Below are 24,188 nucleotides of genomic sequence, written 5' to 3'. Positions count from 1 at the left end.
GATGCTCAAGCGGCTTGAGGTTTTATGCTCGCTTGCATTGGCTGGAGCCCCGGATTCGGGCACTGGAGACGGTATGAGGCCGTTGGCAGCCATAAGATTAACGAAGTTCTAAGCAATCGCTTGGACTCTAAGCCTGAAATGCGTCGTTTGCCAAACGGCGCGCCACGGATCCCTAACAACCGAAATCGACCCATGTTTGCGTTGCGCCACCGCCCCTTTCTTCAGAATGCCCGTCCACGCCTCTCGCTCCTCGCGCGGCTTGCCGCCGCGACCGTTGCCGGTGGCCTGCTCGCCGGCTGCATGGCCATGGATGTGGCCTCGCTCGCCGAGGCGCCGCAGCTTTCCAGCAAGGTGAAGGCGGAGATGTCGAAGAAGAAGATGAGCCCGACCAGCCCCGTGCTGGTGCGCATCTTCAAGCAGGAAAGCGAACTGGAAGTCTGGAAGGTCAATGCCAGCGGCCAGTATGCACTGTTCAAGACCTATCCGATGTGCCGCTGGTCCGGAAAGCTCGGGCCGAAGACGAAGAACGGCGACCGCCAGGCGCCGGAAGGGTTTTACCACGTCTCCGCAGGCATGCTGAACCCGAACTCGCAATATTATGTCTCCTTCAATCTCGGCTACCCGAACCGTCTGGAATCCGCACTCGGCTATACGGGTGAGGCGCTGATGGTGCACGGCGCCTGTTCATCCTCCGGCTGCTACGCCATGACCGACCAGGGTGTCGGCGAGATCTACGCCATCGTGCAGAAGGCGCTGGATGGCGGTCAGGCGCGTTTCCAGGTGCAGGCCTATCCGTTCCGCATGACGACGGAGAACATGGCCAAGCACAAGGGTGACCCGAACATGCCGTTCTGGCGTACGCTGAAGGAAGGCTACGATGCCTTCGCCTTCACGAAGCGCCAGCCGAAGGTTTCCGTCTGCGGCAGCCGCTACGTCTTCAACAAGGAATTCGTCGACGGCGAACCCGACGATCCGCTGGCGCAGTGCCCGGCGGTCGTTGGCGGCTCCGAAGGCGACCTGATGGCGAAGATCGGCGCTGAGCAGAAGAAGCTGGATGCCGCCATCGCAACCACCACGACGGTCTCGAGCTTCGCCTATATGGACGGTGGCATGCATCCGAGCTTCCGCACGCTGCTGAAGCAGCAGGGGGCCAAGGGCCTTGCCGCCCGGATCTCGCGCACCAAATATCCTGTCAGCCGGCCTGAAGCCGCGCTGGCCGATCCCTATGAAGATTGACATGTGAGGTCTGTATTGACGGGTGAAAGCGTAAGCCGCCGATCCTTCCTGCTCGGCAGTGCAGGATTGGCAACCACTGTTCTGGCTGGCTGCACCACGCCGGTTCGCGAAAGGGTCGTCGTCGCGCCGGAGCCGGTCGATACCAGCATCTATGCTACCATGTACGGGCCGAAGCCGGACGAGCAGTTTCCGCTGCCGGCCATTCCCTATCAGAAGATCGACCGGCGCTTCTATCGCCAGATGGTACCGAACCCGACCGGCGAGCGGCCCGGCGTGATCGTCGTCGATACGGCAAACCATTTCCTCTACCTGACCTATGAGGATGGCCAGGCGATGCGCTACGGCGTCGGCCTCGGACGCGCCGGCTTCGAATGGGCCGGCCGTGGCGTCATCCAGTACAAGCGGCAATGGCCGCGCTGGACGCCACCCGACGAGATGGTCGCCCGCCAGCCGGAGCTGGAACCCTACAGCATCGCCAATGGCGGCATGGAGCCGGGCCTGAAGAACCCGCTCGGCGCCCGCGCGATGTACATCTTCCAGAACAACGAAGACACGCTCTACCGCATCCATGGTTCGCCGGAATGGTGGACGATCGGCAAGTCCGTTTCCTCCGGCTGCGTGCGCATGATCAACCAGGATGTGGTCGATCTGTTCAACCGCGTGCAGAACGGCACGCCCATCGTGGTGCTGGGCAACGCTGCGGTCGCCGCCGCCTATTGACTGCATACGATTTTCGCGCGTTATTGCGTACAATAAATGACCCGCCCTTTGCGCGGCGGGTCAAGCTGTGCGCAAATGGAGGCGCGACATCATGGCCGGGATCGAGACGCTTTTCACCAATGCCAAACTGGCAGACGGATCGCTGAAGGACATCGGCGTTGCCGCCGGTCGTATCGTGTCGATCGAAGCGGCCGGCACAACGTCCGGCGCTGCCGGGCACGTCGACATCGCCGGTGCCCTGCTGGTCCCCGGCTTCGTCGAGGGGCATATCCACCTTGATACCAGCTTCTACGGCGACAAATGGATTCCGCACAAACCGTGCACCAACGGTTTTGACGTGCACGAGCGCGTGGCCTTCCAGGCCGAGAACATGGCCATTGCCGCTCCCATTGAGGAGCGCGCCCGCAAGCAGCTCGAACTCTGTGTCGCCAACGGCTCCCTCCACATGCGCAGCCACGTCATGGTGGATCGCTCGGCGGGGCTGAAGTCGCTCGAGACAATCCTGAAAATCCGCGAGGAATACCGGGATATCATCGACATCCAGCTTGTCGCCTTCCCGCAGAACGGCATCCTGAAAAGCCCCGGTACACCGGAGCTTCTGGATGAGGCGATTGGCCTTGGCGCCGATCTCGTCGGCGGTCTCGATCCGGCAAGTTTCGACCGTGACCTGCAAGGCCACCTCGACGTGGTCTTCGGCGTCGCGGACAAGCGCGGCGTCGGCGTCGATATCCATCTGCACGATTTCGGCTCGCTCGGTGCCTTCACCGTGGAAGAAATCTGCGCCCGCACGGTGGCGCTCGGCATGCAGGGCAGGGTGGCGATCAGCCACGCCTACGGCCTTGGCGATCTCGACGCGGATTCCGCCCGCCGCATTGGCGCAAAGATCGCCACTGCCGGCGTCTCGATCATGACCAACGCCCCCGGCGACCACGCTTTTCCGCCGGTTGCCCTGCTGCGCGCCGAGGGCGTTACCGTTTTCGCCGGCAGCGACAACATCCGCGATTCCTGGTGGCCTTATGGCGATGGCGACATGCTGGGCCGCGCGATGATGATCGGTTACCGCTCCGGTTTCTACACGGATGAGGAGCTTTCGGCCGCTTTCGACGTGGTGACAGCGGCGAGTGCCAGGGCGCTAGGCCTCGAAGGCTACGGCATCGCAATTGGCGCAAAGGCGGATTTCGTGACGCTTGCGGCGGAGCATGTGCCGGAGGCCGTGGTGGCGGTGCCGAAGGGGCGTCGGGTGTTTAAGGCCGGGAGGCTCGTTGCCGAAAACGGCACGGTTGTTCGCTAATCAAAGCAAGAAGGGCGTGCCACCGGCACGCCCTTCTTTTGACGTTTCAGAAACCGCTTACGTCCGCGGCTTCGAGTTCTCCGGGTCGTACAGCGGTTTGTAGCCGATGCCGACCACCTCGACCGGGTAGGTCTCGGCAAAGTACTCGATGTTGAGCTTGCGGCCTTCCTGGCAATAGGCGTGCGGCAGATAGGCCAGCGCGATGTTCTTGCCGATCGTCGGGCCGAAGGCGATGGATGTCGTGTAGGAGCGGCGGCCGAGGTCGTCGATGAGGACCTCACCGGTTTCCGGATCCATGACCGGCAGGTTGCCGAGCGGGTAGCGCTTTACGCCAGCCTTGTCTGTGTTTTCGGTCATGACCAGCGTGCAGAGCATGGCGGGCTGGTGGTCGCGCGCCTTGTACTCCAGATGTTTGGCCTTGCCGCGGAAATCGGCTTCCTTGACCTTCGGACGGGCAAGGTCGGCCTCGATGAGGTTGTACTGGGTCAGCAGGTCGGCATTCTGCAGGCGCAGGCTCTTTTCCATGCGGCGCGAGTTGGCATAGGTCTCGACGCCGAAGGCCATGACGCCAGTCGAACGCAGGGCATCCCAGACGGCGAGGCCATCCTCGTACTTCATGTGCAGTTCCCAGCCCTGCTCGCCGACATAGGAGATGCGGAACGCTGTCACGCTCTTGCCGGCGATCTCGATCTGCTTGATCGCGGCGAAGGCGAAATTCTCCTGGTCGAGACCGGCCGGGTCCGCCACCACCTTCTTCAGGTTTTTGCGGGCGTTCGGGCCCCAGATGCCGATGGTGATGTACTTTTCCGAGGTGTCGGTGATGGTGACATCAAGGCCACGGTCCTCGGCGACGCGCTTCATGTAGTGGAAGTCACGCGGGCCGGCGTCGGCGCCGTTCACCAGGCGGCAGCGGTCGGCCATGCGGAAGACCGTGAAGTCGGCGCGCACCATGCCCTCGTCGTCGAGGAAGTGGGTGTAGACGCCCTTGCCAATATTGCCGTCGCCGCCGATCTTCGCGGCGCACAACCATTCCAGCAGCTCGACATGGTCAGGGCCTTCGATGTCAACCATGTGGAAATGCGAGAGGTTGACGATGCCGCAGTCCTCGCTCATCGCCAGATGCTCGGCGTTTGAGACGCGCCAGAAGTGACGGCTGTCCCATTCGTTCTCGCGCACCGGAACGCGATTGCCGTACTTCTCCAAAAGGTGCTCGTTGGCGGCGTAGCCGTGCGCACGCTCCCAGCCGCCGAGCTCCATGAAGTAGCCGCCAAGTTCCTTTTCGCGCTCATGGAAGGGCGAGCGCTTGGCGCCGCGGCCCGAGGCATAGGGTTCGCGGTTGTGCACGGCCGGGAAGTAGATCTTCTGGGCGGCCTCGTAGCTGCGGCCCTCGATGAATTCTTCCGTCAGCTGGTGCGGGTAGAAGCGCGAATAGTCGATCGAGTTGTGGTCGATCTCGGTGCGGCCGTCCGTCATCCAGTCGGCGATCAGCTTGCCGTAGCCGGGGCCGTCCTTGACCCAGATGGCGACGCAATACCACAGGCCGCGCACCTTCTGGCTCTCGCCGCAGGACGGGCCGCCGGCGGCGGAAACCTGCAGCAGGCCGTTGAAGGAATGGCCTTCGTTGTAGCCGAGCTCGCCGAGGATCGGCGTCAGCTCCATGGCCTTTTCGAGCGGCTCGAGGATCTGCTCCATGTCGAGGTCGCGCTGCGAGGGCGACAGGCGCGCCTCGTGCTTTTCGAGAATGTTGCGCGGGTGGCAGAGGCGCGGATTGGTGGTCTCGTAGTAACCCCACTCGATCTGGCCGCCCTCGGTGGTCTTCGGGTCGCCGGTGTCGCGCATATAGGCAGAGTTGCCCTGGTCGCGCAAAAGCGGGTAGCCGATTTCCTTGCCGGTGCCTTCGAATTCGTTGTACGGGCCGAAGAAGGTCAACGGATGGTCGACCGGCATGACCGGCAGATCCTCACCGACCATTTCGGCGATCAGGCGGCCCCAGATGCCGGCGCAGACGATGACATGGTCCGCCATGATCGTGCCGCGATGCGTGACGACGCCCTTGATGCGGCCGCCCTCGACGATCAGCGACTGAGCCGGCGTGTTGCCGTAGACCTGCAGCTTGCCGGACTTTTCAGCGGCATCGACCAGCTTGCCCGCAACCGTCTGCGAGCGCGGCACGACGAGGCCGGCATCCGGATCGAACATGCCGCCCATGACCTGATCCTGTTCGATCAGCGGGAACATCCCCTTGATTTCGGCCGGCGAGACATAATGCGCGCGCGTTCCGAACGCCTTGGCGGAAGAAAGCTTGCGCTTGATCTCTTCCATCCAGGTGTCGTCGCCGGTGCGGGCGACTTCCAGGCCGCCGATGCGGGCGTAGTGGCCCATCTTCTCGTAGAAATCGATCGAGTACTGGGTGGTCCAGACCGACAGGAAGTCGTGGCTCGTCGTGTAGCAGAAGTCCGAGGCATGCGCCGTCGAACCGATGTCGGTCGGGATGCCCGACTTGTCGATGCCTACGATATCGTCCCATCCGCGCTCGATGAGATGGTGGGCGATGGACGCGCCCACGATGCCACCCAAACCGATGATGACGACCTTCGCCTTTTGCGGAAACTCTGCCATGTGCTGGACCCCGATGAAATATTGCGGCCGATTTTAGGGCCTCGTTCGGTGCCAGTGCAGCCTGTCTGCGACGGGGCAGCGACCAGTTCCGACAGTCGCCGGAACCGTCGCCCTGCGCCGGCGGCCCGACCCTAGCGGATCGCCCTTCCGGCGCAACGCTTTTTCTAGACGGTTATGCCGCGACGCCAAGCGGCTCGACCGCCTCCTTTTCCAGCACCGCCCGCACCGCCGGCCGCGCCTCGATCCGCCTTGCGAGCCCGCGCAGCACAGCCGGTACCTCGATGCCGCACATGGCAGCCCATCGCAGCATGACATAAAGAAAGGCGTCGGATGCGGTGAAATGCGCACCGAACAAATGGTCGCCTTCGACACGCGAAGCGATCCATGCGAACCGGCGGGCAAGCGTCTCGGACAGCCATGCCTTTTCCTCTTCGCTTTCGCTGAAGAACAGCCGCACGAAGGGCTTTTGCAGTTCGGTGGAGATGAAGGCGAGCGTTTGCAGGTGGCGCGTACGGCCGAGCGGTCCGCCTGGGACAAGGTCGTCGCCCTGCATGGCGATCCAGTCGAGCAGTGCGACGTTTTCGGTCAGCAACATACCGTCGTCGAACACGAGCGCCGGCACGTAACCGTTCGGATTGATCGTCTCGTAGCTGCTGCCGTCCTCCAGTTTGTGCTGGAAAATATCGACCTTGTGCGGGCGGAAGGGGAGGCCGGTTTCGTGCAGCAGGATATGGGCGGCCTGGCTGCAGGCGGTGGGGGCGTAATAGAAATCCATCTCTCGTCTCCTTTTTGATGAGGCGAGTGTGACGGCGATCGGCCGGGATGGTCAGAGGCAAACGCGCTGCCTTCGGGGCAAATGCGCCACTAATCGCCCAGGGTGCGAAGGCGATTGCGCTGGCGATATTGCGCGGGCGTCACGCCGACGCGGCGGCGGAAGAGTTTGCGGAAGAAGGTCGGGTCCTCGTAGCCGACGGCAACGGCGATCTCCTCGATGGCGGTCGGCTCGGTCTCGAGCATCTGCTTGGCCTCCTCGATGCGCATCGCCTGTACATAATCCACCGGCGCATACCCCGTTGCAGCCTTGAACTGCCGCTTGAAGGTACGCTCCGCCATGCCCGAGCGTGCGACCATCGCCGTCACCGGATTTGTGGTCGCGTAGTTGTCGGCAAGCCAGGTCTGTACGTCTGCGATCGCCGCATTGCCGTGCTGGCGCGGCCGGACCATGGCGGCGAAGGGAAGTTGGCCATCGCCGCGATCACCGATGAGAAAAAGCCGGGCGATGCGCGCCGCTTCCTCCGCACCGCAGAAGCGGCCGATGAGATAGAGCGCGAGGTCCTGCCAGGATGAGGCGCCACCGGTCGTGATCAAGCGTCCGGCCCGTCCACTGTCGCAGAGAATGCGCTCCGGCCGGAATTTCACCGCCGGATAACGATCACGAAAAACGTCTGCCATGATCCAGTGTGATGCCGCCTCCGTGCCGTCGAGAAGGCCGGCTTCGGCCAGCAGTACCGCGCCGCTGCATGCCGAACAGACGAGTGCATCGACCTCGATATGTCGGCGGACCCAGCCGATCTCCTGCGTCCAGCGGCCTTCCGGCGACATGCCGGGGTCGAGATGGATGTCGCAGATGATCACGATGTCGGCGGTGCCGTCCACTAGCCCCTGTTGCGGCGTCACGCGCAGGCGACTGCCCGTCTCATACGCGCCTGTCTCGGCTGCAACGAGCGTCGGACGAAGGCTGCGTAGCGCGTTTGGGCCACGGCCGGCTTCGCCCAGAACCTCGTGCAGGCCATAGGGCGCCATGGTGCCGCTCTCGGGAAGCGAAAGGATGGCAACGGTCAGGGGGCCGGTTGGTCTGGGTCGTGATGGCATGGTCGGAGTTTGGCGCATTTGCCCCGAATGTGTCGAGAACGTCTCTACACGGCAAAGGCAGGCCGCGTCATGCTTTCCTCATCATCAATCGCAGAAGAGAGAACGTCATGGGCATCGAACAGGGAACCGTCGACATCACGAAAACCTTTGCCGCACCGGTCGCGAGCATCTTTGCGGCTTGGTCGGAAGAAGGGGCGCAGCAGGCCTGGGGTGATCCCGGTCCGGACTGGCAAATGCATTTCGAGCGCTTTCGTTTCACCGTCGGCGAAAGCGACATCTGCCGCTTCGGCCCGAAGGACGGCCCGGTCTACCTCAATGAAAATCACTATCTGGAGATCACGCCGGATAACCGCATTGCCTATGCCAGCACCCTGCGCGAGGAGGGCGCACTGACGTTCGCCGGCACGGTCGTCGTGACCTTCGCGCCCGCAGAGGGCGGCACACGCATGCGCCTCATCGAGCAGGGCCTTTATTTCGACGGCCGTGACAAGGCGGACGACCACTGCGCAGGCTGGCGGGCCATGCTGGAGGCGATGGATTCGTACCTCCAGCAAGGCGCGCACCCTGCCGGGCGCTAAAGGTGTGCCCGTAGGCCTTCGGGCGGCGGATTGAAGAAATCGTCCGCCAGCCCATTCTCGTAGATGACCGGCGCGGCGCTGAACTCTTCCTCGGAGACGTCGTCGAGCGTGCCGGCATTGATGCAGTAGAAATGCCCCATGAAGTCCTTGTGATAGCCGCGCGAAAAGGGGCGGATGCCGCAACGCTTGCAGAAGTAGTGGTCGACATCGCCCTCCGGCCAGCCGGATTTGTCGGCGCGGTAGCTGACAAGGTGGTCTTCGCCGGAAATCAGCTTGAAATCCTCGCGCTTGGAGAAGGTTTTCAGCATGCGCGTGCGCCGGCAGAAGGAGCAGTTGCAGCGCCGGAGGCCCTCATCGAAGTCGAGCGCGCATTCGTAGCGGATGGCGCCGCAATGGCAGCTGCCGTGATAGGTCTTCTTCATTGGTTCCTCCTGAGGCCTGATTTTGCAGGATGTAGGCGACGAGCCGGTCGAGGCATTCGCCCCAGCCCTCGGCATGGCTGTCGCGGGATTCGGTGGTGTCAAAGGGCGTCTGCGCAAAGGTCAGCCGCGTCCTGGTCCCCAGATCGTCAACGGTGACGGTCACCAGCGTGTCCGGCCCGTCCTCCTCGGTCCAACGGAAAGTGAAGACGATGCGGTCGTTCTCGACGATCTCGCGATAGGTGCCGCCCATCGGGTATTCCTCGCCCTCCGGCGACCGGATGATGGCCGACCAGGCGCCGCCGGGGCGAAAGTCCATGCGAATGGAATGGGACGTGAAATCCTTCGGCCCCAGCCAGCGGGCCATGTGCTCCGGCGAGGTCCAGACCCTGAAGACGAGCGAGGCGGGCGCGTCGATCAGGCGCTCGATGACAAGGCCGATCTGTTCTGCGGGTTTGGTGGTCTGCTGCATGGTCTTCCTCCTCAGCTCTTCTTGTCCGGGTCGCCGGCCTGCAATTCCTTGAGATAATCGTCGAGCCGGTCGAAGCTCGCCTCCCAGAAGTGTCGGTAGTTGGAGATCCAGCCGTTCGCGTCCTTCAGTGGTGCGGCCTCCAGATGGCACGGGCGCCACTGGGCGGTGCGGCTGCGCGTGATGAGGCCGGCGGTCTCCAGCACCTTCAGGTGCTTCGAGACGGCGGGGAGGCTCATGGCGAAAGGGGCGGCAATCTCGTTGACTGTCGCATCCCCTTCGGAAAGTCGTGCGAGGATTGCCCGGCGTGTCGGGTCCGCAAGAGCGGCGAAGGTCAGGCTCAACGGGTCGCTCACATCATTTATCCATCAGGTTAATTAACTCATGAGTTTAATACTGCCGCCAACCCGATCCGTCAAGACCGGCCGCGACTTGACAGGGGAGGGGGCCGCTGCGATCGATCGTGGCGGCAAGGGAGATTTCTTGATGAGCGACAGCGCGGCCACGTCCGCCGATCTGCCGGAACAGCCCGGCCACGGCGTGCCCTTCGGTGAGGCGTTGCGTGTGTGGGCGCGCGTCGCGGCCCTCAGCTTCGGCGGCCCGGCAGGGCAGATCGCGGTCATGCACCGCATCGTCGTCGATGAAAAACGCTGGATCGGGGAGAGCCGTTTCCTGCACGCGCTGAACTACTGCATGCTGCTGCCCGGGCCGGAGGCCCAGCAGCTCGCAGTCTATATCGGCTGGCTGATGCACCGTACGGCCGGTGGTCTCGCCGCCGGCCTGCTGTTCATCCTGCCGGGCTTTCTGGCAATCCTGGCGCTGAGCTATATCTACGTCATCTTTGGCGATGCGAGCGTGGTCGAGGGCCTGTTCTTCGGCCTCAAGGCGGCGGTGCTGGCGGTGGTCGTGCAGGCGGTGTTCCGCATCGGCAGCCGCGCGCTGGCCAATCCGGCGATGATCGCCATCGCCACAGGAGCTTTCATCGCCATCTTCGCCTTCAAGGTGCCGTTCCCGCTCATCGTCCTCGTTGCTGCCATTGTGGGCTATCTAGGCTCGAAATTCGGGTCGCGGCTTTTCCGCACCCTGGGCGGTCATGCCGCCGCCAGGGGGGCCGTGCTTCAGGATCGTGATTCGCTGCTTGGCGAGGCGACGCCTGCCCATGCCCGCCCCAACCTCGCCTGGTCCCTGAAGATTTCGGCTGCACTTCTCTGTCTCTGGCTCGGGCCGGTCCTGCTGATCTGGTTTTTCGCTGGCGGAAACAATGTCTTCGCAGAGATCGGCACCTTCTTCAGCAAGATGGCGGTCGTCACCTTCGGCGGTGCCTATGCGGCGCTCGCCTATGTCGCGCAGGAAGCGGTTCAGCACTATGGCTGGCTTAGCCCCGGTGAAATGCTCGATGGGCTCGGCATGGCCGAGACCACGCCGGGACCGCTCATCATGGTGCTGCAATTCGTCGGCTTCCTCGGCGCCTATCGAAATCCGGGCAGTCTCGATCCCATGACGGCCGCGACGCTGGCCGCGATTCTCACCACCTGGGTCACCTTCGTGCCGTGTTTCCTCTGGATCTTCCTCGGCGCGCCCTTCATCGAAAAACTGCGCGGCAATGTGGCGCTCTCCGGGGCCATGTCGGCCATAACCGCGGCCGTCGTCGGCGTCATCCTCAACCTTGCGGTCTGGTTCGCCGTGCACACGCTCTTTGCCGATGTGACGGTGTTTGCCGCCGGGCCGCTGCATGTCGAGCTGCCGGTCGTGGCAACGATCATCCTGCCCGCGGCCCTGCTTGCCGCGGCGGCCGCCTTCGCGCTCTTCCGTCTCAAGGCCTCGGTATTGCTGACGCTCGGCCTGTGCGCCCTCGCCGGAATGGCCTGGACGCTGCTGGTCGGCTGAGGCATCAGGAAATCACGTTGCGTATGAAGCGCACGGTTTCGGTGCCGGGATTGGCATAGGCATAGCTCCGGTCGGTGCCGTAGACGGCAAACGTGCCGGCCGCATAGCTCTTCGCGGTGCCGGAAAGCTCCAGCTGCAGCGTGCCTTCCGTCACGAACACCATCTCGTGCCAGCCTGCGGGATCGGGCTCGGCCTCATAGCGCTCGCCGGGTCCCAGCGACCAGAGCCACATCTGCGTCTCTTTCGTCGCCGGCGCCGAGCCAAGCAGCACCGCGGTGCTTTCAGGATCCGTCCCCCGCCACGTCACCTCGTTGATCTCGGCGGAGGGGGCCTGGGCTGGATCGCGCACCAGATCGACAAAACCGACACCGATCGCGCCGGCGAGTTTGTCCAGGCTGGACAGGCTGATATTCGCGTCCCCCCCTTCGAGGGCAACGATCATGCGTCGGCTGATGCCGGAGGCTTCCGCCAGCGCCGCCTGGCTGAGGCCCGCTGCCTGCCGCAGGCGCCGCAGATTGCCGGAGACATGGGCGAGTACGTCGCCGCGTTCTTGACTGTGCAATATATTGCTCATATCGTCCCGATATTGAATGGGCGGCACTGCCGCATGCCGCCTTCTAACCCGAAAGGACCCGGCCATGAAGATACGCGATTTCGGTGTTGAAATCTGGATGAACCGTTACGAGAACCACTGCGAGTGGAACCTCGCGGAAACCTGCGTAGAATCGTTGACCGTCGCGGAACTGCTGGATATGGCCGGCAAGCGCGAGGATATTCTCGCGGAACTCCTGCCGATGAAGCTGACCTACGGCGCCATCGAAGGCAGCGAGCGGCTGCGCAGCCTCATCGCCGGCATGTACGAAAAACAGGTGCTGGAAAACGTCGTCGTCACCCACGGCGCGATCGGCGCCAATGCGCTGGTGCACGAGACGCTGGTGGAACCGGGCGACCGGGTCATCTCGGTCCTGCCCACCTACCAGCAGCACTATTCCATCCCGGAAAGTTTTGGCGCGGACGTGCAGATCCTGAAGCTCACGGCCGAGCAGGGCTTTCTGCCGGATCTCGCAGAATTGCGCCGGCTCGCGACGCCCGGCACCAAGCTCATCTGCCTCAACAATCCGAACAACCCGACCGGCTCGCTGATGGATCGGGAGTTCCTGCTTGAGGTCGTCGAGATCGCGCGGGGCTGCGGCGCCTGGATCCTCTGCGACGAGGTCTATCGCGGCACCGACCAGCACGGCAACGGCATCACCGCCTCGATCGCCGATCTCTACGAGAAGGGCATCAGCACCGGCAGCATGTCGAAAACCTACTCCCTGGCGGGGTTGCGCCTCGGCTGGATCGTCGGGCCGAGGGACCTGCTACACGCCGTCTCGATCCACCGCGACTACAATACGATCAGCGTCGGCATGCTGGACGATCATTTCGCCGCCATCGCACTGGAAAACCGCGACAAGATCCTCGCCCGCAGCCACGCCATCACCCGGACCAATCTGGCCATCCTTGCTGAATGGGTGGACGGCGAACCGCTGATCTCCTGGGTGAAGCCGAAATCGGGCACGACGGCATTGCTGAAATACGATCTGCCGCTCACCTCGGAGGCTTTTTGCATCAGGCTCCTGGAATGCACCGGCGTCATGCTGACACCCGGCAGCGCCATGGATATGGAGGGGCACCTGCGCATCGGCTACACGAATGACGAGGGCGTGCTGCGCGAGGGTTTGAAGCGGATTTCGGCCTTTTTGGCAGAGGAACGGGCCGTTTTGGCGGCCTGATAGCCGGTTTTCCGCCCGTTTCCTGAATAAAAGCTTAAAAGACCCATGCATCAATCGCATGGGTGGCGTGCCGGCTTAGCGCTGTTCCGCATTGCAGCATAAAGCTATAAAGCGGTCATCGAAAGACGCGGCGCCACGGACCGGTGCCGAACAGAGAGCCTCACGAAAGGGGATCATCATGAACATGGCACGTTCCTTCAGCAATTGGCGCAAGTACCGTCAGACCATCAACGAACTCGACCGCATGAGTGCACGCGAACTGCGCGATCTCGGCATCGAGCGCTCGGAAATCAAGTCGGTCGCCCGCGCCGCCGTCGGTTTCTGATCGACCGCCGTCATACGGCAGAATTTTGAAGACGCCCGCCCCTCGGCGGGCGTCTTCGCATATGCGAAGAGTTGTATCCGAAACAGGATTGGTTCGGGAAGTTGAGATATTCGGTACGCGCATAACGCATAGCTGCATTGCAAAACGATGCCTATGAAATGATCAAGAATCGAATATAGTCATATTTATCGAAGCAACGTACCTCCTCCCACGAAGCTTCGATGTTGCAGAAGGCCCACTCCTCCTCCCAGGGCCGACTGCGGGAATGGCGACACTCCTCCTCCCAGTCGTCATTCGGTTCTATCGGAAAGCCTGCCGCACCTCCTCCCGCGGCGGGCTTTTCCATTTCTGGACCCTCCCTCTCTCAAAATGAAAAAAGGCCGCGGAAACGACGGCCTCTCGAAATTTACAGGACGAACACGCTGTCAGGCGACGCTTCTGAGGATCGGCGCGTCGGCGTATTGGGCCTTGGGGATCTGTTTCAGCACTTCCAGCGCCAGCGCCCGGGCGTTTTCCTGCGCCTTGTCGAGATTGCTGACGCGTTTTGCATCCATGGTGTAGAGCGTTCCGCCGCAGCCGAACATGTCGCGGAATGCAGCGCGTTCGATGATCGGCGTTTCGAGCAGGTGCACCCGGCGGGCAGCGAGCAGGTCCTTTACGGCCGTCATGGCGCGCGTCGTCACCATGGAGTTGACGCGGGTCAGCACGACCGAATGGCGGATGCGGATATCGGCCTTGTCTTCGAGATATTGCAGCAGCTCGATGACATTTGCGCCGCCCTGCGCATCCATGGCGGAGCCCTGCACGGGGATGAGCACGTAGTCTGCATATCCGACCGCCTTGGCAAGCAGCGAGCTACGCGAACCGGGCAGGTCGATCAAAACGAAATCGGCGCGGGCCTTCTGCTCCTGGAGCTGGCGGTCGATCGTGCTCATGGTGACGTAGGGCACGACGCTCAGGCGGTTGCCGAGCAGGCCTTCGGAATTCTCATACCAGCGGGTGATCCAGTGCTGCGGGTCGGCGTCGAGCACCGAGACGCGGAAGCCGAGGCGGGCAAGCTCGGTCGCAAGCAGCAGCACGGCGGTGGTCTTGCCGGCGCCGCCCTTGGTGTTGGCGAAGGTGATGACAGGCATGATGGTCCCCGGATCGGTTCGTGAGCCGGTCATCGCTCCTGAAACTGCACCCTGCATGGTGCATGGCCATCCTCTTCCATTATGGTTAATGCCCGGTGAAAATCGACGCAGTCCACGTATAGTTCCGGGCAAAAACAAAAGGATAGGTGCTCGCGCCTATCGCCGGCGGTCTGCGACGAGGATCTCGCGGGCGAGCTGTTCCAGGGGCAGGATCCGATCGACACCGCCATGGGCGATCGCCTCCTTCGGCATGCCGAAGACCACGGACGTCGCCTCGTCCTGCGCGACGGTATAGGCGCCGGCCTGGTGCATCTCGGCCATGCCGCGCGCACCGTCGTCACCCATGCCGGTCATGATGACGCCCATCGCGTTGCCGCCAGCCGAACGGGCAGCGGAGCGGAAGAGCACATCGACGGACGGCCGGTGACGGGAGACGAGGGGGCCTTCGCGCACCGCGACGTGGTAGCGCGCACCTTGCCGCTCCAGCATCATGTGCTTGTCGCCGGGTGCGATCAGCACATGGCCGCGCAGCACCGGATCGCCGTGCACGGCCTCCTTGACCTCGACTTCGCACAGGCTGTTCAGCCGTTTGGCGAAAGCGGCGGTGAATTTCTCCGGCATGTGCTGGACGATGACAAGACCGGGCGAGTTTGCCGGCAGCTGCTCGAGCATGACACGGAGCGCCTCCGTGCCCCCGGTAGATGCGCCAACGCAGGCGACCATTTCCGTCGTCTTCGCCATGGCGCGGCCGGAGGGTGGCGGCAGCACGGCGTCGGCGGTGAGTTTTGCCGTTGGGCCTGAAGGCACGGCGGCTCGTCGGTGAGAGCCGATGCGGGCGACGGCCGCACCCTTCACCGCCTCGCGGATGCGCATGCCCGATTCGGCGAGATGGTCGGCCGCACCGATCTTGGGCTTCAGGATGATATCGACAGCACCGGCCTCCAGCGCCTGCATCAGCGTTTCGGAGCCTTCCTCGGTGAGCGAAGAGCACATGACGACGGGGATCGGCCGCTGCGACATCAGCTTGCGCAGGAAGGTGATGCCGTCCATGCGCGGCATTTCCACGTCCAGCGTGATGACGTCGGGGATCTCTTCCTGGATCTTCTTCGCCGCCATGAACGGATCGGAGGCCGCCCCCATCACCTCGATCTCGGGATCCTGCTCCAGCACGTGGGTCAGCGCCTGGCGCACGCTTGCCGAGTCGTCGATGATGAGAACGCGGATTTTCTTGACCGGAAGGGGCATCAGATCTTCTTGAAAACCGTGTTGGCGACCTGGCGCACCGGCAGGGTGATGCCGGTGACCGTTTCGGAGTGGCCGACATAGAGGAAGCCGCCGGGCACGAGGCAGTCGCAGAGCCTCGACAGCACCTTCGCCTGCGTCGGCTTTTCGAAATAGATCAGCACGTTGCGGCAGAAGATCATGTGCATCGGCTCGCCCACCTTGTAGGCGCTGTCCATGAGGTTGAGCCGCGCAAAGCCGACCGTCGAGCGCAGGCGCGGATGGATGCGCACCTCGCCGCGCGCGGCATCCCGCGACGTCATGACATATTGGCGCTTCATGTCGGCAGGAACGGGCTGGACCATGTCGCGCGGATAGACGCCGCGCCGCGCCGCTTGCAGCACGTCGGTCGAAAGATCGGTGGCGAGGATGCGGTAGTCGAGGCCGGGTTGGCCATCGATGAAATCCTGCAGCACCATCGCCATCGTATAGGGTTCCGCGCCGATCGAGCAGGCGGCGCTCCACAGCCGCAGCCGCTTGTGGCCGGCGGCCACCATTTCCGGCAGGCCGGTCTCGGCCATGTAGTCGAAGTGTTTCGGCTCGCGGAAGAAATCGGTCTTGTTGGTGGTCACGGCATCGATGAGGAAGATCGCCTCCTTGTCGATGCCGCCACGCTTGAAGAGGTAGTCGCAATAGTCGTTGAAGTTGGGGATGCCGGTCGCCCGGAGCCGTCGCCGCAGGCGGCCTTCCAGCATCGTCAGCTTCGTTACCGGCATCTTGATGCCGCTATAGTCATAGATGTAGCGTGACAGGGCATCGAAGTTCCGGCTGCTCAAGCCTTCCTCCGCCCCATGCGCCCGCAATGCTGCTCCCACGCCCGTTCTCCTGAAATTATGCCGTGGCGGCGAGGCGGTTGGCGCTGCCCATCATCGCGACTTCCGCGCCCGAGAACAGGCGCGCAAGATCGACGATGACGACGAAGCCGCCGTTCCGGCGCACCACGCCTGCAATGTAATCCGATCGCCAGCGCACGCCGATATCCGGCGCACCCTCGATTTCCTCTTCGCGGAAAGGAATGACCTCGAAGACCCGGTCGGCGACGAGGCCAAGCGTGAGGGTCTTGTCGCCCATCGGCACATCGAGCACGAGGGCCCGCGTGTGCGGCGTCTTCTCCGTCTTCGTCATGCCGAGACGAAGACGGAGATCGATGACCGGCACACCCTGGCCCCGCACATCCCGAAGCCCGAGCAGATAGTCCGGCCCGTGCGGGATCTTGAAGGCATCCTCATGGTCGAGGATTTCCCGCACCACCGAGACCGGCACGGCAAAGACCTCGTTTTCGAGACTGAAGGTGACGAACTGGGATTCGGAGGACGTGCCGGCCATGATTATGCGCTCTCCCTGAAGTCTGCGTCGTCGGCATCCGGGCCGCCCATCGACATGTCGAGGGCAAAGCCGCGGGCGCGAGCCTGCTGGGCATTGACGCTGTTGTCGGACTTGCGAACCTGTGCTGTGACGGACTTGGCGACCGGGCGTGCCGGTACCGGTGCCGGGCGGCGCTGGGCAACCATCGGTGCGCTGGAGGCGCGGTCGACACGGAAGAAGGCAATCGAGGTCTGCAGCTCCTCGGCCTGGGCGGCAAGCTCTTCCGAGGTGCCGGACATTTCTTCCGAGGCGCCGGCATTCTGCTGGGTTACCTTGTCGAGCTGCTGGATCGCCTCGTTGATCTGCGAAGCGCCGATATCCTGCTCGCGGCAGGCAGCGGAGATTTCGGAAACCAGCTCGGCGGTCTTGCGGATATCCGGCACCAGGCGGTTCAGCATTTCGCCGGCTTCGGTCGCGACGGAAACCGTCTGGCCGGAGAGCGTGCTGATTTCGGCGGCCGCCGCCTGGCTGCGCTCAGCGAGCTTGCGCACTTCCGAGGCGACGACGGCAAAACCCTTGCCATGTTCGCCGGCACGGGCCGCTTCCACGGCGGCGTTCAAGGCGAGCAGGTCGGTCTGGCGGGCGATTTCCTGCACGATGGAAATCTTCTCCGCGATGGTGCGCATGGCGCCGACGGCGCGGCCCACCGCTTCACCCGAAGCCTCGGCGTCCTTGGCGGACTGGCGGGCGATCTTTTCGGTCTGGGCGGCGTTGTCGGCATTCTGCTTGATGTTGGAGGCCATTTCTTCCATCGAGGCGGAGGCCTCTTCGGCGGACGACGCCTGTTCGGTTGCGCCCTGCGAAAGCGTTTCCGAGCTGGCGGACAGCTCCTGGCTGCCGGACGATACGTTGTCGGCGGCCGACAATGCGTCGGAGACGACACCCCGAAGGCGCTCGACCATGCTTTCCAGCGACAGGCCGAGCGTATCCTTGTCGGACAGCGGCTTCGGCGTCACGGTCAGGTCGCCGTTGGCGATCTGGTCGGCAATCGACGCGGTGTTGCGCAGGTTGCCGGTCATGACGTTGATCGTATCGACAAGATCCTTGATCTCGTCATTGGTCTTGATTTCGATATTCTGGTTGAGGTCGCCGATGGCGACGGCTGCCGTGGCGGCCTGGATCTTGCGCAGGCCAGTGTTGATGCCGAGCGCGATCCAGACGGCGGCGCCGACGGCGAGCAGCAGCGCGGCGCCCGAGATCGTCAGGATGAGGTTGCGCGTGCTGGCGTATTGCTCGTCGGTATCGTGGTCCGCCTTCGTCATCAACGCCTTATTGGACTCGATGCGGTTGTTGATTGTCTCTTCGATTTCGTCCATCAGGCGCCGGCCTTCGCCGGTCACGATGCGGATCGCCTCAGCCGAATTGCCGGACGCGACGAGCGAGCGGAGCTGGTCGTCGACGCGGATCAGCTGCTTTTCCTTCTCCGCGACCGCCTGCCATTGCTGGATGGCGGCGGGGTCGGTCGACAGATCGATCAGGGCCTTGAGTGTTTCCTCGAAGCGCTGCCTGTTGCGGTCGCTGGATTCGGTATGGGTCGCGATGTCCCGCTGGTTCGTGGCGGTGGCGAGGTTCATCTGGGCGCGCGCCAGGCGAAGCTGGTAGTTCGCGAGGTTCTGCGCAGTCTCGAGGCGGGCGGACGGGCCCGCGATCATGTCGGAAATCGCCTGATTGAGCGAAGACAGGCTCATGATGGCATAGGCGGACGTGCCGGCCATCATCAGAATGATGACGCCGAAGGCAATGGCAAGTTTCAGTTTAATGGTAAGGCGCATCTCGAATAGGTCTCCTTGTCGCAGATGCCGTATTGGTGGCAGGGCACCCGAAACGACGGGGCCCGTTACGCGCGAAGACCGATACACTCACCCTTCCGCGGGCCGCGGGAAGGCGGCCCTTTTTTGCCAGCGCTACACGCGCTGGGTCGATTTGGCAGCGCACCCGTTGCCGGGTGCGCTGCCATTGTTTCCAATCAGGCGCTTTCGCGGAAATCCGCGTCGTCGGCGTCGGGGCCGCCCATCGACATGTCGAGGGCGAAGCCATTGCCGCGCGTTGCCTTGGCGCCTGTCTGTGCGGAGCGGTAGGCCGGGGAAGCGGCCGGACGCTTGATGGTAACGGGTGCAGCCATCTTCGCCGCCGTTGCCCGCAGCTTGCTGGCGTGGTTCGGTTGTTCCTTGCGCGAGGCGTTGTCGACGCGGAAGAAGGCGATGGAGGCCTGAAGCTCTTCCGCCTGGGCGGCCAGTTCTTCCGACGTGGCGGACATCTCTTCGGAGGCGCCGGCATTCTGCTGGGTTACCTTGTCGAGCTGCTGGATCGCCTCGTTGATCTGCGAAGCGCCGATATCCTGCTCGCGGCAGGCCGCGGAGATTTCGGAAACCAGCTCGGCGGTCTTGCGGATATCCGGCACCAGCCGGTTCAGCATCTCGCCGGCTTCGGTCGCGACGGAAACCGTCTCGCCGGAGAGCGCGCTGATTTCAGCGGCCGCTGCCTGACTGCGCTCGGCGAGCTTGCGCACCTCCGAGGCGACGACGGCAAAACCCTTGCCATGTTCGCCGGCACGGGCCGCTTCCACGGCGGCGTTCAAGGCGAGCAGGTCGGTCTGGCGGGCGATTTCCTGCACGATGGAAATCTTCTCCGCGATCGTGCGCATCGCCGTGACGGCGCGGCCGACGGCCTGGCCGGATGCTTCCGCGTCCTTGGAAGACTGGCGGGCGATCTTTTCGGTCTGGGCGGCGTTGTCGGCGTTCTGCTTGATGTTGGAGGCCATTTCTTCCATCGAGGCGGAGGCCTCTTCGGCGGACGACGCCTGTTCGGTGGCACCCTGCGAAAGCGTTTCCGAGCTTGCCGACAGTTCCTGGCTGCCGGAGGAAACGTTGTCGGAGGCCGAAAGCGCGTCGCCGACGACGCCGCGCAGGCGGTCGATCATGGTGTTGACGTGGCCGAGCAGATCACCGATCTCATCGCGGTTGGTTATGACAGCCGTCTTGGTCAGATCGCCTTCCGCGACGTCACGGACGGCGCCGACGGCGCGATTGAGACCGCGGCTGATGGTGAGCGAGATCCACACGGCTGCAATGACGGCCACCAGGAAGGCTGCGGCCGCAACGGCAATCATGATCATGCGGGTCGAAGCGTATTGTTCTTCGGAGGAGATACCTGCCTCTTTCAGGCGGCCACGCTCCAGCGTGATGATCTCTTCGAGCAGCTTGTCGATTTCGGCAACAGTGGCGCGGTTTTCGGTGACCGAGATTTGCAGCGCGGCGGGGATGTTGCCCATCTTGGCCAGCGCGCGGATGCGATCTTCCTGCTTGTTGTATTCGGCGTCCAGCGTGCGCACCTGGTTCCAGATAGCCCGGCCCTGTTCCGTCGCCTTGGCTTCGGCCGCCGAAAGGGCCTCGCCGAAGCCGATGCGATGGGCGTCGCTCTTGTCGAGCGCGTCCTTGGCTTCATCGGGGTTGGCGGCGAGCAGCAGGTTCTTCTGCTGGCGGATTTGCTGGAGTTGCTCGCTGTAAATCGTCATTGCCAGTTGCAGGCGTTCGGACGGGCCGGTCAGGATGCCGTCGAGCGTGTTGTTCAGCGTCCCAAGGCTGAGGATACCGTAGGTGGCCGTGCCGCAAAGCATAAGGATGAGGAAGCTATAGGCCAGAACCAGCTTCGATTTGATTGTCATGCGCATCTAAATATCTCCTCAAAAAATTGGTGAGAAACGCTTATGGGACGGGTTCAGTGCTCGTGCCGGAACGTGAAAATCGCGTGCATGTTGGGCACGATGATAAAGTCACTGTCGCGCTTGACCAGGCAGTCGATGTAGTCCGCCCGCCAGCGCATTCCGACGCTTGGCGGCGGTTCGCTGGCTGTCTTGCTCAAGGTCGTCACCTCGTTGACCTTGTCGGTCCGCACGCCGATCAGCACGGGCTCGCCGTCCAGTTCGAGTTCGATGACGATGATGCGGCTGTCATTGGTAACCGTTGTCGCTTCCATGCCGAACGCAATGCGGATGTCGGCAAGCGGAATGACGCGTCCCCGGAAATTCAGGATGCTTGCGACGAAGGGACGAGCCCCCGGCACAGGCGTTTCAGGCAGAAGGTCGAGGATTTCCCGCACCATCACCGCCTCGATGGCGAAGGTTTCCCCGGCGATATCGAAGGTAAGGACCTCCAGTTCGTCGTTTTCGTTCCAGTTGGTGACGTCAACTTTTTTCAGAGCCTGGTTCATCCTGCCGCGCGCAATTGCGCCTCCCGCTGTTGTCCCGCGCTGACCAGATGGGCCACGTCTAGGATCAGCGCGACACTGCCATCGCCGAGGATGGTCGCACCCGAGAAGGTCGCAATATCATGGTGCAGTTTGGACATGGCCTTGATGACCGTCTGGTGGTCGCCGATGATCTGATCGACGACGAGGCCGACGCGCTCGGTGCCGGTCGAGATGACGACGATTTTCTGGTAGGGATCGGGCTGGGTGCCCGTGCGGAACTGGTCGCGCAGGCGCAGGAACGGCACGAGACTGTCGCGCACCGAGATGAAGCTGCGGCCGTGCGAGCGAAGATCGTCTTCGAGCGACAGTTCGAGGCATTCCTCGACCGCCGAGAGCGGGATGACGTAGCAGCCCTGGCCGACGCGTACGAGAAGCCCCTCGATGATGGCGAGCGTCAGCGGGATGCGCAGCGAGACTTGCGAGCCTTCGCCGGGGTTGCTGGTGATGTCGATCGCGCCGCGCAACGCCTCCACCGTCTTCTTCACGACATCCATGCCGACGCCGCGGCCGGAGAGGTTGGTGACGGTTTGAGCGGTGGAGAACCCCGGCTGGAAGATCAGCTGGAGCAGGTCCTGGTCGGTGAGGGCTGCACCCGGCTGGATGATGCCCGAGGCTTCCGCCTTGGCACGCACCCGCTCGCGGTTGATGCCGCGGCCGTCGTCCTTGATGGTGATGATGACCTCGCCGCCCGTCTGGTGCGCCGAGAGGATGACCTTGCCCTTGGCGTCCTTGCCGGCGGCGAGGCGCTCTTCCGGCTGTTCGAGGCCATGGTCGATCGAGTTGCGCACGAGGTGCACGAGCGGGTCGGCGAGGCGATCGATGACCGTCTTGTCGACTTCCGTGGTCTCGCCCTCGGTGATGAGTTCGATCTCCTTGCCCGTCTCGCGCGACAGATCGTGCACGAGGCGGCGGAAGCGGCTGAACAGGCTCGCGACCGGCATCATGCGCAGCACCATCATCGTGTCGCGCAATTCGCCGGACAGCCGCTCGATTTCTTCCGAGACGGAGCGCAGGCCGAGATCGGTCGCCGTGCCGGCAAGCTGGGTGAGGCGGGACTGGGCAATGACGAGTTCGCCGACGCGGTCCATCATCTCGTCGAGTCGTTCGGCCGGGACGCGGACGTTTTCGGCGGATTTCGCCTGCTTGGAATCGTTGGCCGCCTGGATAGCCGGCGCTTCGCGCTCGGTAACGACCACGGCTTTCGCCACCGGCATGTGTACCGGGGCTGCGACCGGCTGGTCCACGGTGATGTCCGTGATCTCCAGCGCCATGTCGTCCATGACGAAAATGAACACGTCCTCGATATCGCTGCGCGGCTTTTCGGTCTTCAGCACCACGTCCCAGGCGAGATGGATGTCGCGCGGGTCGAGGGCGGCAAGTTCCGGCACCTTCGTCGTGTCGGCAATGATCCGGCAGTCGCCGAGGTCGCGCATTTCATCGAGCAGGCCGAGCGGGTTGGTGCCGTTCGCCATGGCATTGGCCGGCAGGCTGAAACGGATGCGCCATTCACGCAGGCCGCCAGCCTTTTCGGCTACCGGAGCGGCTGCTGTAACCCTGGCAACGGGGGCGGGGGAGCCGGCGCCGTTGACCGCGCGGTGCAGGTTGTCGAGCAGAGCGGCACTCATCGCGTCGTGGTCGCCGTTCGGCGTTTCCAGCAGCGCGCGCATGTGGTCCTGTGCGGACAGCACCGCCGAGACCAGCTCGTGGGTTGCCGGCACATCGCCCTTGCGAACGCGGTCGAAGGCGGTCTCGCAATGGTGGGTGAAGGCGGCGAGCGCCTCGAAGCCGAACATCGCGCCGGAGCCCTTGAGCGTGTGCAGTCCGCGGAAGACGGCGTCGATCTGGTTGCGGTCTTCAAGGCTGCGCGTCAGATCCAGCAGGCCGGACTCGATCTGTTCCAGCAGTTCGGCGGCTTCTGTCCGGAAGACTGAGATCGGGTCCGGGTTGTTCATTTGCCGAGGACCTTCTTGGCGATCTTGACGAGGCTTTCCGGATCGAACGGTTTGGTGAGCCAGCCGGTGGCGCCGGCGGCCTTCGCCTGCGCCTTGATTTCGCCGTCGGATTCGGTGGTGAGAAAGATGACCGGAACGCCCGTATGCGCGGGCAGCTTGCGCAGCTCGCGGATCATGGTGAGGCCGTCCATGTTCGGCATGTTGAGGTCGGTGACGACGAGGTCGTATTCGCCGGCTTTCAATTTGTTCAGGCCGTCGAGGCCGTCGACCGCTTCGGTCACGGTGTAGCCGGCATTGCTGAGCGTGACCCGCGTCGTCAGCCGGATGCTGGCGGAATCGTCAACGGTCAAGATTTTCGCGGACATCAATTCGTCTCCTGATGCAACCAGAAATGTGCGGCTTCGGGCGTCATGTCGTCGAGGAAGCCGCCGCGCTTCAGCACGTCGTAAAGGTCTCCCGTCGCAGGCCGGGCAAGTAGAACGCGCCCAGCTTTCATTTCTGCCTGTTTGCGCGTGGCCGTAACAAGCTGGACAAAGCTGAGGTCGATCTGCGCCTCTTCATCAATATCCAGAACGGCGGTCGTGTTTTTATTCAGAAAGTCCAAGATCAACTCCTGGACTGCCACTATATTCTTGATGGTGAGCGTCGTCGGTAAGGTTAACGGCGCGTCACCGGGCAGGGGCGATGACATGGAGGCCTCAATATGCGTTTTTAAGGAAAGTATTTCCCGCCACAGATTCCCCAGTCAGGCTTAATGAACGGTAAAGCGCGGTTGCTAAATTCATCCGTTGGTAGTCCGTCTGTAAAAATACAACACCTCTCGCAACGGCAGGTAAATCTGATAAATTATTGTTTTCAATGTAAATTTAGAAATTTAGATATGATAGATATTATTTCTAAATCCCTAATTCTAGGGATGGCTGCATCTTCGGGTAGCAGGGCGGAAAACGGCCCGATGCAGCGGGATTCTACTACATAAGGAAAAGCGAATTTACTGCGCGTTACATTGTTCTCCCTA

At 63.0% G+C, this 24,188-nt stretch carries 24 protein-coding genes; 7 read left to right on the top strand and 17 right to left on the bottom strand.

Going from position 1 to position 24,188, the window contains the following annotated elements:
* The first annotated feature begins 192 nt into the window (after positions 1 to 192).
* The 3 genes from BSY16_RS11700 (at position 193) to BSY16_RS11690 (ending at position 3,247) form a co-directional block, all read left to right on the top strand.
* Positions 193 to 1,236, top strand: coding sequence for a L,D-transpeptidase family protein (locus BSY16_RS11700; RefSeq protein ID WP_150129948.1), 1,044 nt, complete (start codon positions 193 to 195; stop codon positions 1,234 to 1,236).
* A gap of 3 nt (positions 1,237 to 1,239) precedes the next feature.
* Positions 1,240 to 1,956 carry a L,D-transpeptidase family protein gene (locus BSY16_RS11695; protein WP_493101147.1) on the top strand — a complete coding sequence of 239 codons (717 nt, stop codon included), beginning with the start codon at positions 1,240 to 1,242 and terminating at the stop codon, positions 1,954 to 1,956.
* Between the two features lie 91 nt (positions 1,957 to 2,047).
* A complete protein-coding gene (locus BSY16_RS11690; protein ID WP_069059826.1) occupies positions 2,048 to 3,247 on the top strand; it encodes an amidohydrolase family protein in 1,200 nt (399 codons plus the stop codon).
* A 57-nt stretch (positions 3,248 to 3,304) separates the two neighbouring features.
* Here the strand turns inward: BSY16_RS11690 and BSY16_RS11685 are convergent, their stop codons facing one another.
* From BSY16_RS11685 to BSY16_RS11675, 3 genes are all read right to left on the bottom strand, one after another.
* Entirely contained in the window at positions 3,305 to 5,866 is a 2,562-nt protein-coding gene (locus BSY16_RS11685) for a GcvT family protein (protein WP_069059825.1), read from the bottom strand.
* Between the two features lie 172 nt (positions 5,867 to 6,038).
* Positions 6,039 to 6,641 carry a glutathione S-transferase C-terminal domain-containing protein gene (locus tag BSY16_RS11680; protein WP_069059824.1) on the bottom strand — a complete coding sequence of 201 codons (603 nt, stop codon included), beginning with the start codon at positions 6,639 to 6,641 and terminating at the stop codon, positions 6,039 to 6,041.
* 89 nt (positions 6,642 to 6,730) lie between these two features.
* A complete protein-coding gene (locus tag BSY16_RS11675) occupies positions 6,731 to 7,738 on the bottom strand; it encodes a GlxA family transcriptional regulator (RefSeq protein WP_286157125.1) in 1,008 nt (335 codons plus the stop codon).
* Positions 7,739 to 7,845: 107 nt separating this feature from the next.
* On the opposite strand from BSY16_RS11675, the gene BSY16_RS11670 reads away from it, so the two are divergent.
* Positions 7,846 to 8,316, top strand: a complete 471-nt coding sequence (locus tag BSY16_RS11670) for an SRPBCC domain-containing protein (RefSeq protein WP_069059822.1) — start codon at positions 7,846 to 7,848, stop codon at positions 8,314 to 8,316.
* Here the strand turns inward: BSY16_RS11670 and BSY16_RS11665 are convergent.
* The 3 genes from BSY16_RS11665 to BSY16_RS11655 are packed head-to-tail and all read right to left on the bottom strand — an operon-like array spanning position 8,313 to position 9,560.
* Positions 8,313 to 8,738 carry a GFA family protein gene (locus tag BSY16_RS11665; protein WP_069059821.1) on the bottom strand — a complete coding sequence of 142 codons (426 nt, stop codon included), beginning with the start codon at positions 8,736 to 8,738 and terminating at the stop codon, positions 8,313 to 8,315. The two genes, BSY16_RS11670 and BSY16_RS11665, sit on opposite strands and share 4 nt — an antisense overlap.
* Positions 8,668 to 9,207: an SRPBCC family protein gene (locus BSY16_RS11660; protein ID WP_069059820.1), complete on the bottom strand. Its 540-nt coding sequence runs from the start codon at positions 9,205 to 9,207 to the stop codon at positions 8,668 to 8,670. The genes BSY16_RS11665 and BSY16_RS11660 overlap by 71 nt, the downstream gene beginning before the upstream one ends.
* 11 nt (positions 9,208 to 9,218) lie before the next feature.
* Positions 9,219 to 9,560 carry an ArsR/SmtB family transcription factor gene (locus BSY16_RS11655; protein ID WP_069059819.1) on the bottom strand — a complete coding sequence of 114 codons (342 nt, stop codon included), beginning with the start codon at positions 9,558 to 9,560 and terminating at the stop codon, positions 9,219 to 9,221.
* A gap of 130 nt (positions 9,561 to 9,690) precedes the next feature.
* On the opposite strand from BSY16_RS11655, the gene chrA reads away from it, so the two are divergent.
* Complete coding sequence (gene chrA, locus BSY16_RS11650; RefSeq protein WP_069059818.1) at positions 9,691 to 11,091, top strand: chromate efflux transporter; 1,401 nt, start codon at positions 9,691 to 9,693, stop codon at positions 11,089 to 11,091.
* Positions 11,092 to 11,095: 4 nt separating this feature from the next.
* Here chrA and BSY16_RS11645 read toward each other — a convergent pair whose 3' ends face one another.
* On the bottom strand, positions 11,096 to 11,653 hold the full coding sequence (locus tag BSY16_RS11645; RefSeq protein WP_286157124.1) for a helix-turn-helix domain-containing protein: 558 nt from the start codon (positions 11,651 to 11,653) through the stop codon (positions 11,096 to 11,098).
* A 76-nt stretch (positions 11,654 to 11,729) separates the two neighbouring features.
* On the opposite strand from BSY16_RS11645, the gene BSY16_RS11640 reads away from it, so the two are divergent.
* Both BSY16_RS11640 and BSY16_RS11635 read left to right on the top strand, forming a co-directional pair.
* Positions 11,730 to 12,866 carry an aminotransferase gene (locus BSY16_RS11640; RefSeq protein WP_069059816.1) on the top strand — a complete coding sequence of 379 codons (1,137 nt, stop codon included), beginning with the start codon at positions 11,730 to 11,732 and terminating at the stop codon, positions 12,864 to 12,866.
* 178 nt (positions 12,867 to 13,044) lie between these two features.
* Positions 13,045 to 13,191, top strand: coding sequence for a DUF1127 domain-containing protein (locus BSY16_RS11635; RefSeq protein WP_069059815.1), 147 nt, complete (start codon positions 13,045 to 13,047; stop codon positions 13,189 to 13,191).
* Between the two features lie 425 nt (positions 13,192 to 13,616).
* Here the strand turns inward: BSY16_RS11635 and BSY16_RS11625 are convergent, their stop codons facing one another.
* From BSY16_RS11625 to BSY16_RS11580, 10 genes are all read right to left on the bottom strand, one after another.
* Positions 13,617 to 14,324 (bottom strand): AAA family ATPase, encoded by a 708-nt coding sequence (locus BSY16_RS11625; protein WP_069061502.1) that lies wholly within the window; start codon positions 14,322 to 14,324, stop codon positions 13,617 to 13,619.
* Between the two features lie 156 nt (positions 14,325 to 14,480).
* The gene (locus BSY16_RS11620) at positions 14,481 to 15,569 is read right to left on the bottom strand and encodes a protein-glutamate methylesterase/protein-glutamine glutaminase (RefSeq protein WP_069059813.1); all 1,089 of its coding nucleotides are present in this window, start codon (positions 15,567 to 15,569) and stop codon (positions 14,481 to 14,483) included.
* Positions 15,569 to 16,420 carry a CheR family methyltransferase gene (locus tag BSY16_RS11615; protein ID WP_069059812.1) on the bottom strand — a complete coding sequence of 284 codons (852 nt, stop codon included), beginning with the start codon at positions 16,418 to 16,420 and terminating at the stop codon, positions 15,569 to 15,571. The genes BSY16_RS11620 and BSY16_RS11615 overlap by 1 nt, the downstream gene beginning before the upstream one ends.
* A gap of 16 nt (positions 16,421 to 16,436) precedes the next feature.
* On the bottom strand, positions 16,437 to 16,931 hold the full coding sequence (locus BSY16_RS11610; RefSeq protein ID WP_069059811.1) for a chemotaxis protein CheW: 495 nt from the start codon (positions 16,929 to 16,931) through the stop codon (positions 16,437 to 16,439).
* A 2-nt stretch (positions 16,932 to 16,933) separates the two neighbouring features.
* Complete coding sequence (locus tag BSY16_RS11605) at positions 16,934 to 18,742, bottom strand: methyl-accepting chemotaxis protein (RefSeq protein WP_069059810.1); 1,809 nt, start codon at positions 18,740 to 18,742, stop codon at positions 16,934 to 16,936.
* A 194-nt stretch (positions 18,743 to 18,936) separates the two neighbouring features.
* Positions 18,937 to 20,640: a methyl-accepting chemotaxis protein gene (locus BSY16_RS11600; RefSeq protein ID WP_069059809.1), complete on the bottom strand. Its 1,704-nt coding sequence runs from the start codon at positions 20,638 to 20,640 to the stop codon at positions 18,937 to 18,939.
* A gap of 47 nt (positions 20,641 to 20,687) precedes the next feature.
* Positions 20,688 to 21,179 (bottom strand): chemotaxis protein CheW, encoded by a 492-nt coding sequence (locus BSY16_RS11595; RefSeq protein ID WP_069059808.1) that lies wholly within the window; start codon positions 21,177 to 21,179, stop codon positions 20,688 to 20,690.
* Positions 21,176 to 23,170, bottom strand: coding sequence for a chemotaxis protein CheA (locus BSY16_RS11590; RefSeq protein WP_069059807.1), 1,995 nt, complete (start codon positions 23,168 to 23,170; stop codon positions 21,176 to 21,178). Before BSY16_RS11590 ends, BSY16_RS11595 begins: the two co-directional genes overlap by 4 nt.
* Positions 23,167 to 23,535 (bottom strand): response regulator, encoded by a 369-nt coding sequence (locus tag BSY16_RS11585; protein ID WP_069059806.1) that lies wholly within the window; start codon positions 23,533 to 23,535, stop codon positions 23,167 to 23,169. Before BSY16_RS11585 ends, BSY16_RS11590 begins: the two co-directional genes overlap by 4 nt.
* Entirely contained in the window at positions 23,535 to 23,861 is a 327-nt protein-coding gene (locus tag BSY16_RS11580) for a hypothetical protein (RefSeq protein ID WP_069059805.1), read from the bottom strand. Before BSY16_RS11580 ends, BSY16_RS11585 begins: the two co-directional genes overlap by 1 nt.
* Positions 23,862 to 24,188 lie beyond the last annotated feature (327 nt).

Source organism: Sinorhizobium sp. RAC02 (genome assembly GCF_001713395.1).
GTDB lineage: Bacteria > Pseudomonadota > Alphaproteobacteria > Rhizobiales > Rhizobiaceae > Shinella.
The sequence above is the reverse complement of the archived record's forward strand: the minus strand, read 5'-3'. Positions and strand labels throughout refer to the sequence as shown.

Excerpts from the sequence above, each read along its gene's own strand:
- BSY16_RS11700 (WP_150129948.1), top strand. The coding sequence starts at position 193 with ATGTTTGCGTTGCGCCACCGCCCCTTTCTTCAGAATGCCCGTCCACGC.
- BSY16_RS11690 (WP_069059826.1), top strand. The coding sequence starts at position 2,048 with ATGGCCGGGATCGAGACGCTTTTCACCAATGCCAAACTGGCAGACGGA.
- BSY16_RS11685 (WP_069059825.1), bottom strand. The coding sequence starts at position 5,866 with ATGGCAGAGTTTCCGCAAAAGGCGAAGGTCGTCATCATCGGTTTGGGT.
- BSY16_RS11680 (WP_069059824.1), bottom strand. The coding sequence starts at position 6,641 with ATGGATTTCTATTACGCCCCCACCGCCTGCAGCCAGGCCGCCCATATC.
- BSY16_RS11675 (WP_286157125.1), bottom strand. The coding sequence starts at position 7,738 with ATGCCATCACGACCCAGACCAACCGGCCCCCTGACCGTTGCCATCCTT.
- BSY16_RS11670 (WP_069059822.1), top strand. The coding sequence starts at position 7,846 with ATGGGCATCGAACAGGGAACCGTCGACATCACGAAAACCTTTGCCGCA.
- BSY16_RS11665 (WP_069059821.1), bottom strand. The coding sequence starts at position 8,738 with ATGAAGAAGACCTATCACGGCAGCTGCCATTGCGGCGCCATCCGCTAC.
- BSY16_RS11660 (WP_069059820.1), bottom strand. The coding sequence starts at position 9,207 with ATGCAGCAGACCACCAAACCCGCAGAACAGATCGGCCTTGTCATCGAG.
- chrA (WP_069059818.1), top strand. The coding sequence starts at position 9,691 with ATGAGCGACAGCGCGGCCACGTCCGCCGATCTGCCGGAACAGCCCGGC.
- BSY16_RS11640 (WP_069059816.1), top strand. The coding sequence starts at position 11,730 with ATGAAGATACGCGATTTCGGTGTTGAAATCTGGATGAACCGTTACGAG.
- BSY16_RS11635 (WP_069059815.1), top strand. The coding sequence starts at position 13,045 with ATGAACATGGCACGTTCCTTCAGCAATTGGCGCAAGTACCGTCAGACC.
- BSY16_RS11625 (WP_069061502.1), bottom strand. The coding sequence starts at position 14,324 with ATGCCTGTCATCACCTTCGCCAACACCAAGGGCGGCGCCGGCAAGACC.
- BSY16_RS11620 (WP_069059813.1), bottom strand. The coding sequence starts at position 15,569 with ATGCCCCTTCCGGTCAAGAAAATCCGCGTTCTCATCATCGACGACTCG.
- BSY16_RS11610 (WP_069059811.1), bottom strand. The coding sequence starts at position 16,931 with ATGGCCGGCACGTCCTCCGAATCCCAGTTCGTCACCTTCAGTCTCGAA.
- BSY16_RS11605 (WP_069059810.1), bottom strand. The coding sequence starts at position 18,742 with ATGCGCCTTACCATTAAACTGAAACTTGCCATTGCCTTCGGCGTCATC.
- BSY16_RS11600 (WP_069059809.1), bottom strand. The coding sequence starts at position 20,640 with ATGCGCATGACAATCAAATCGAAGCTGGTTCTGGCCTATAGCTTCCTC.
- BSY16_RS11595 (WP_069059808.1), bottom strand. The coding sequence starts at position 21,179 with ATGAACCAGGCTCTGAAAAAAGTTGACGTCACCAACTGGAACGAAAAC.
- BSY16_RS11590 (WP_069059807.1), bottom strand. The coding sequence starts at position 23,170 with ATGAACAACCCGGACCCGATCTCAGTCTTCCGGACAGAAGCCGCCGAA.
- BSY16_RS11585 (WP_069059806.1), bottom strand. The coding sequence starts at position 23,535 with ATGTCCGCGAAAATCTTGACCGTTGACGATTCCGCCAGCATCCGGCTG.
- BSY16_RS11580 (WP_069059805.1), bottom strand. The coding sequence starts at position 23,861 with ATGTCATCGCCCCTGCCCGGTGACGCGCCGTTAACCTTACCGACGACG.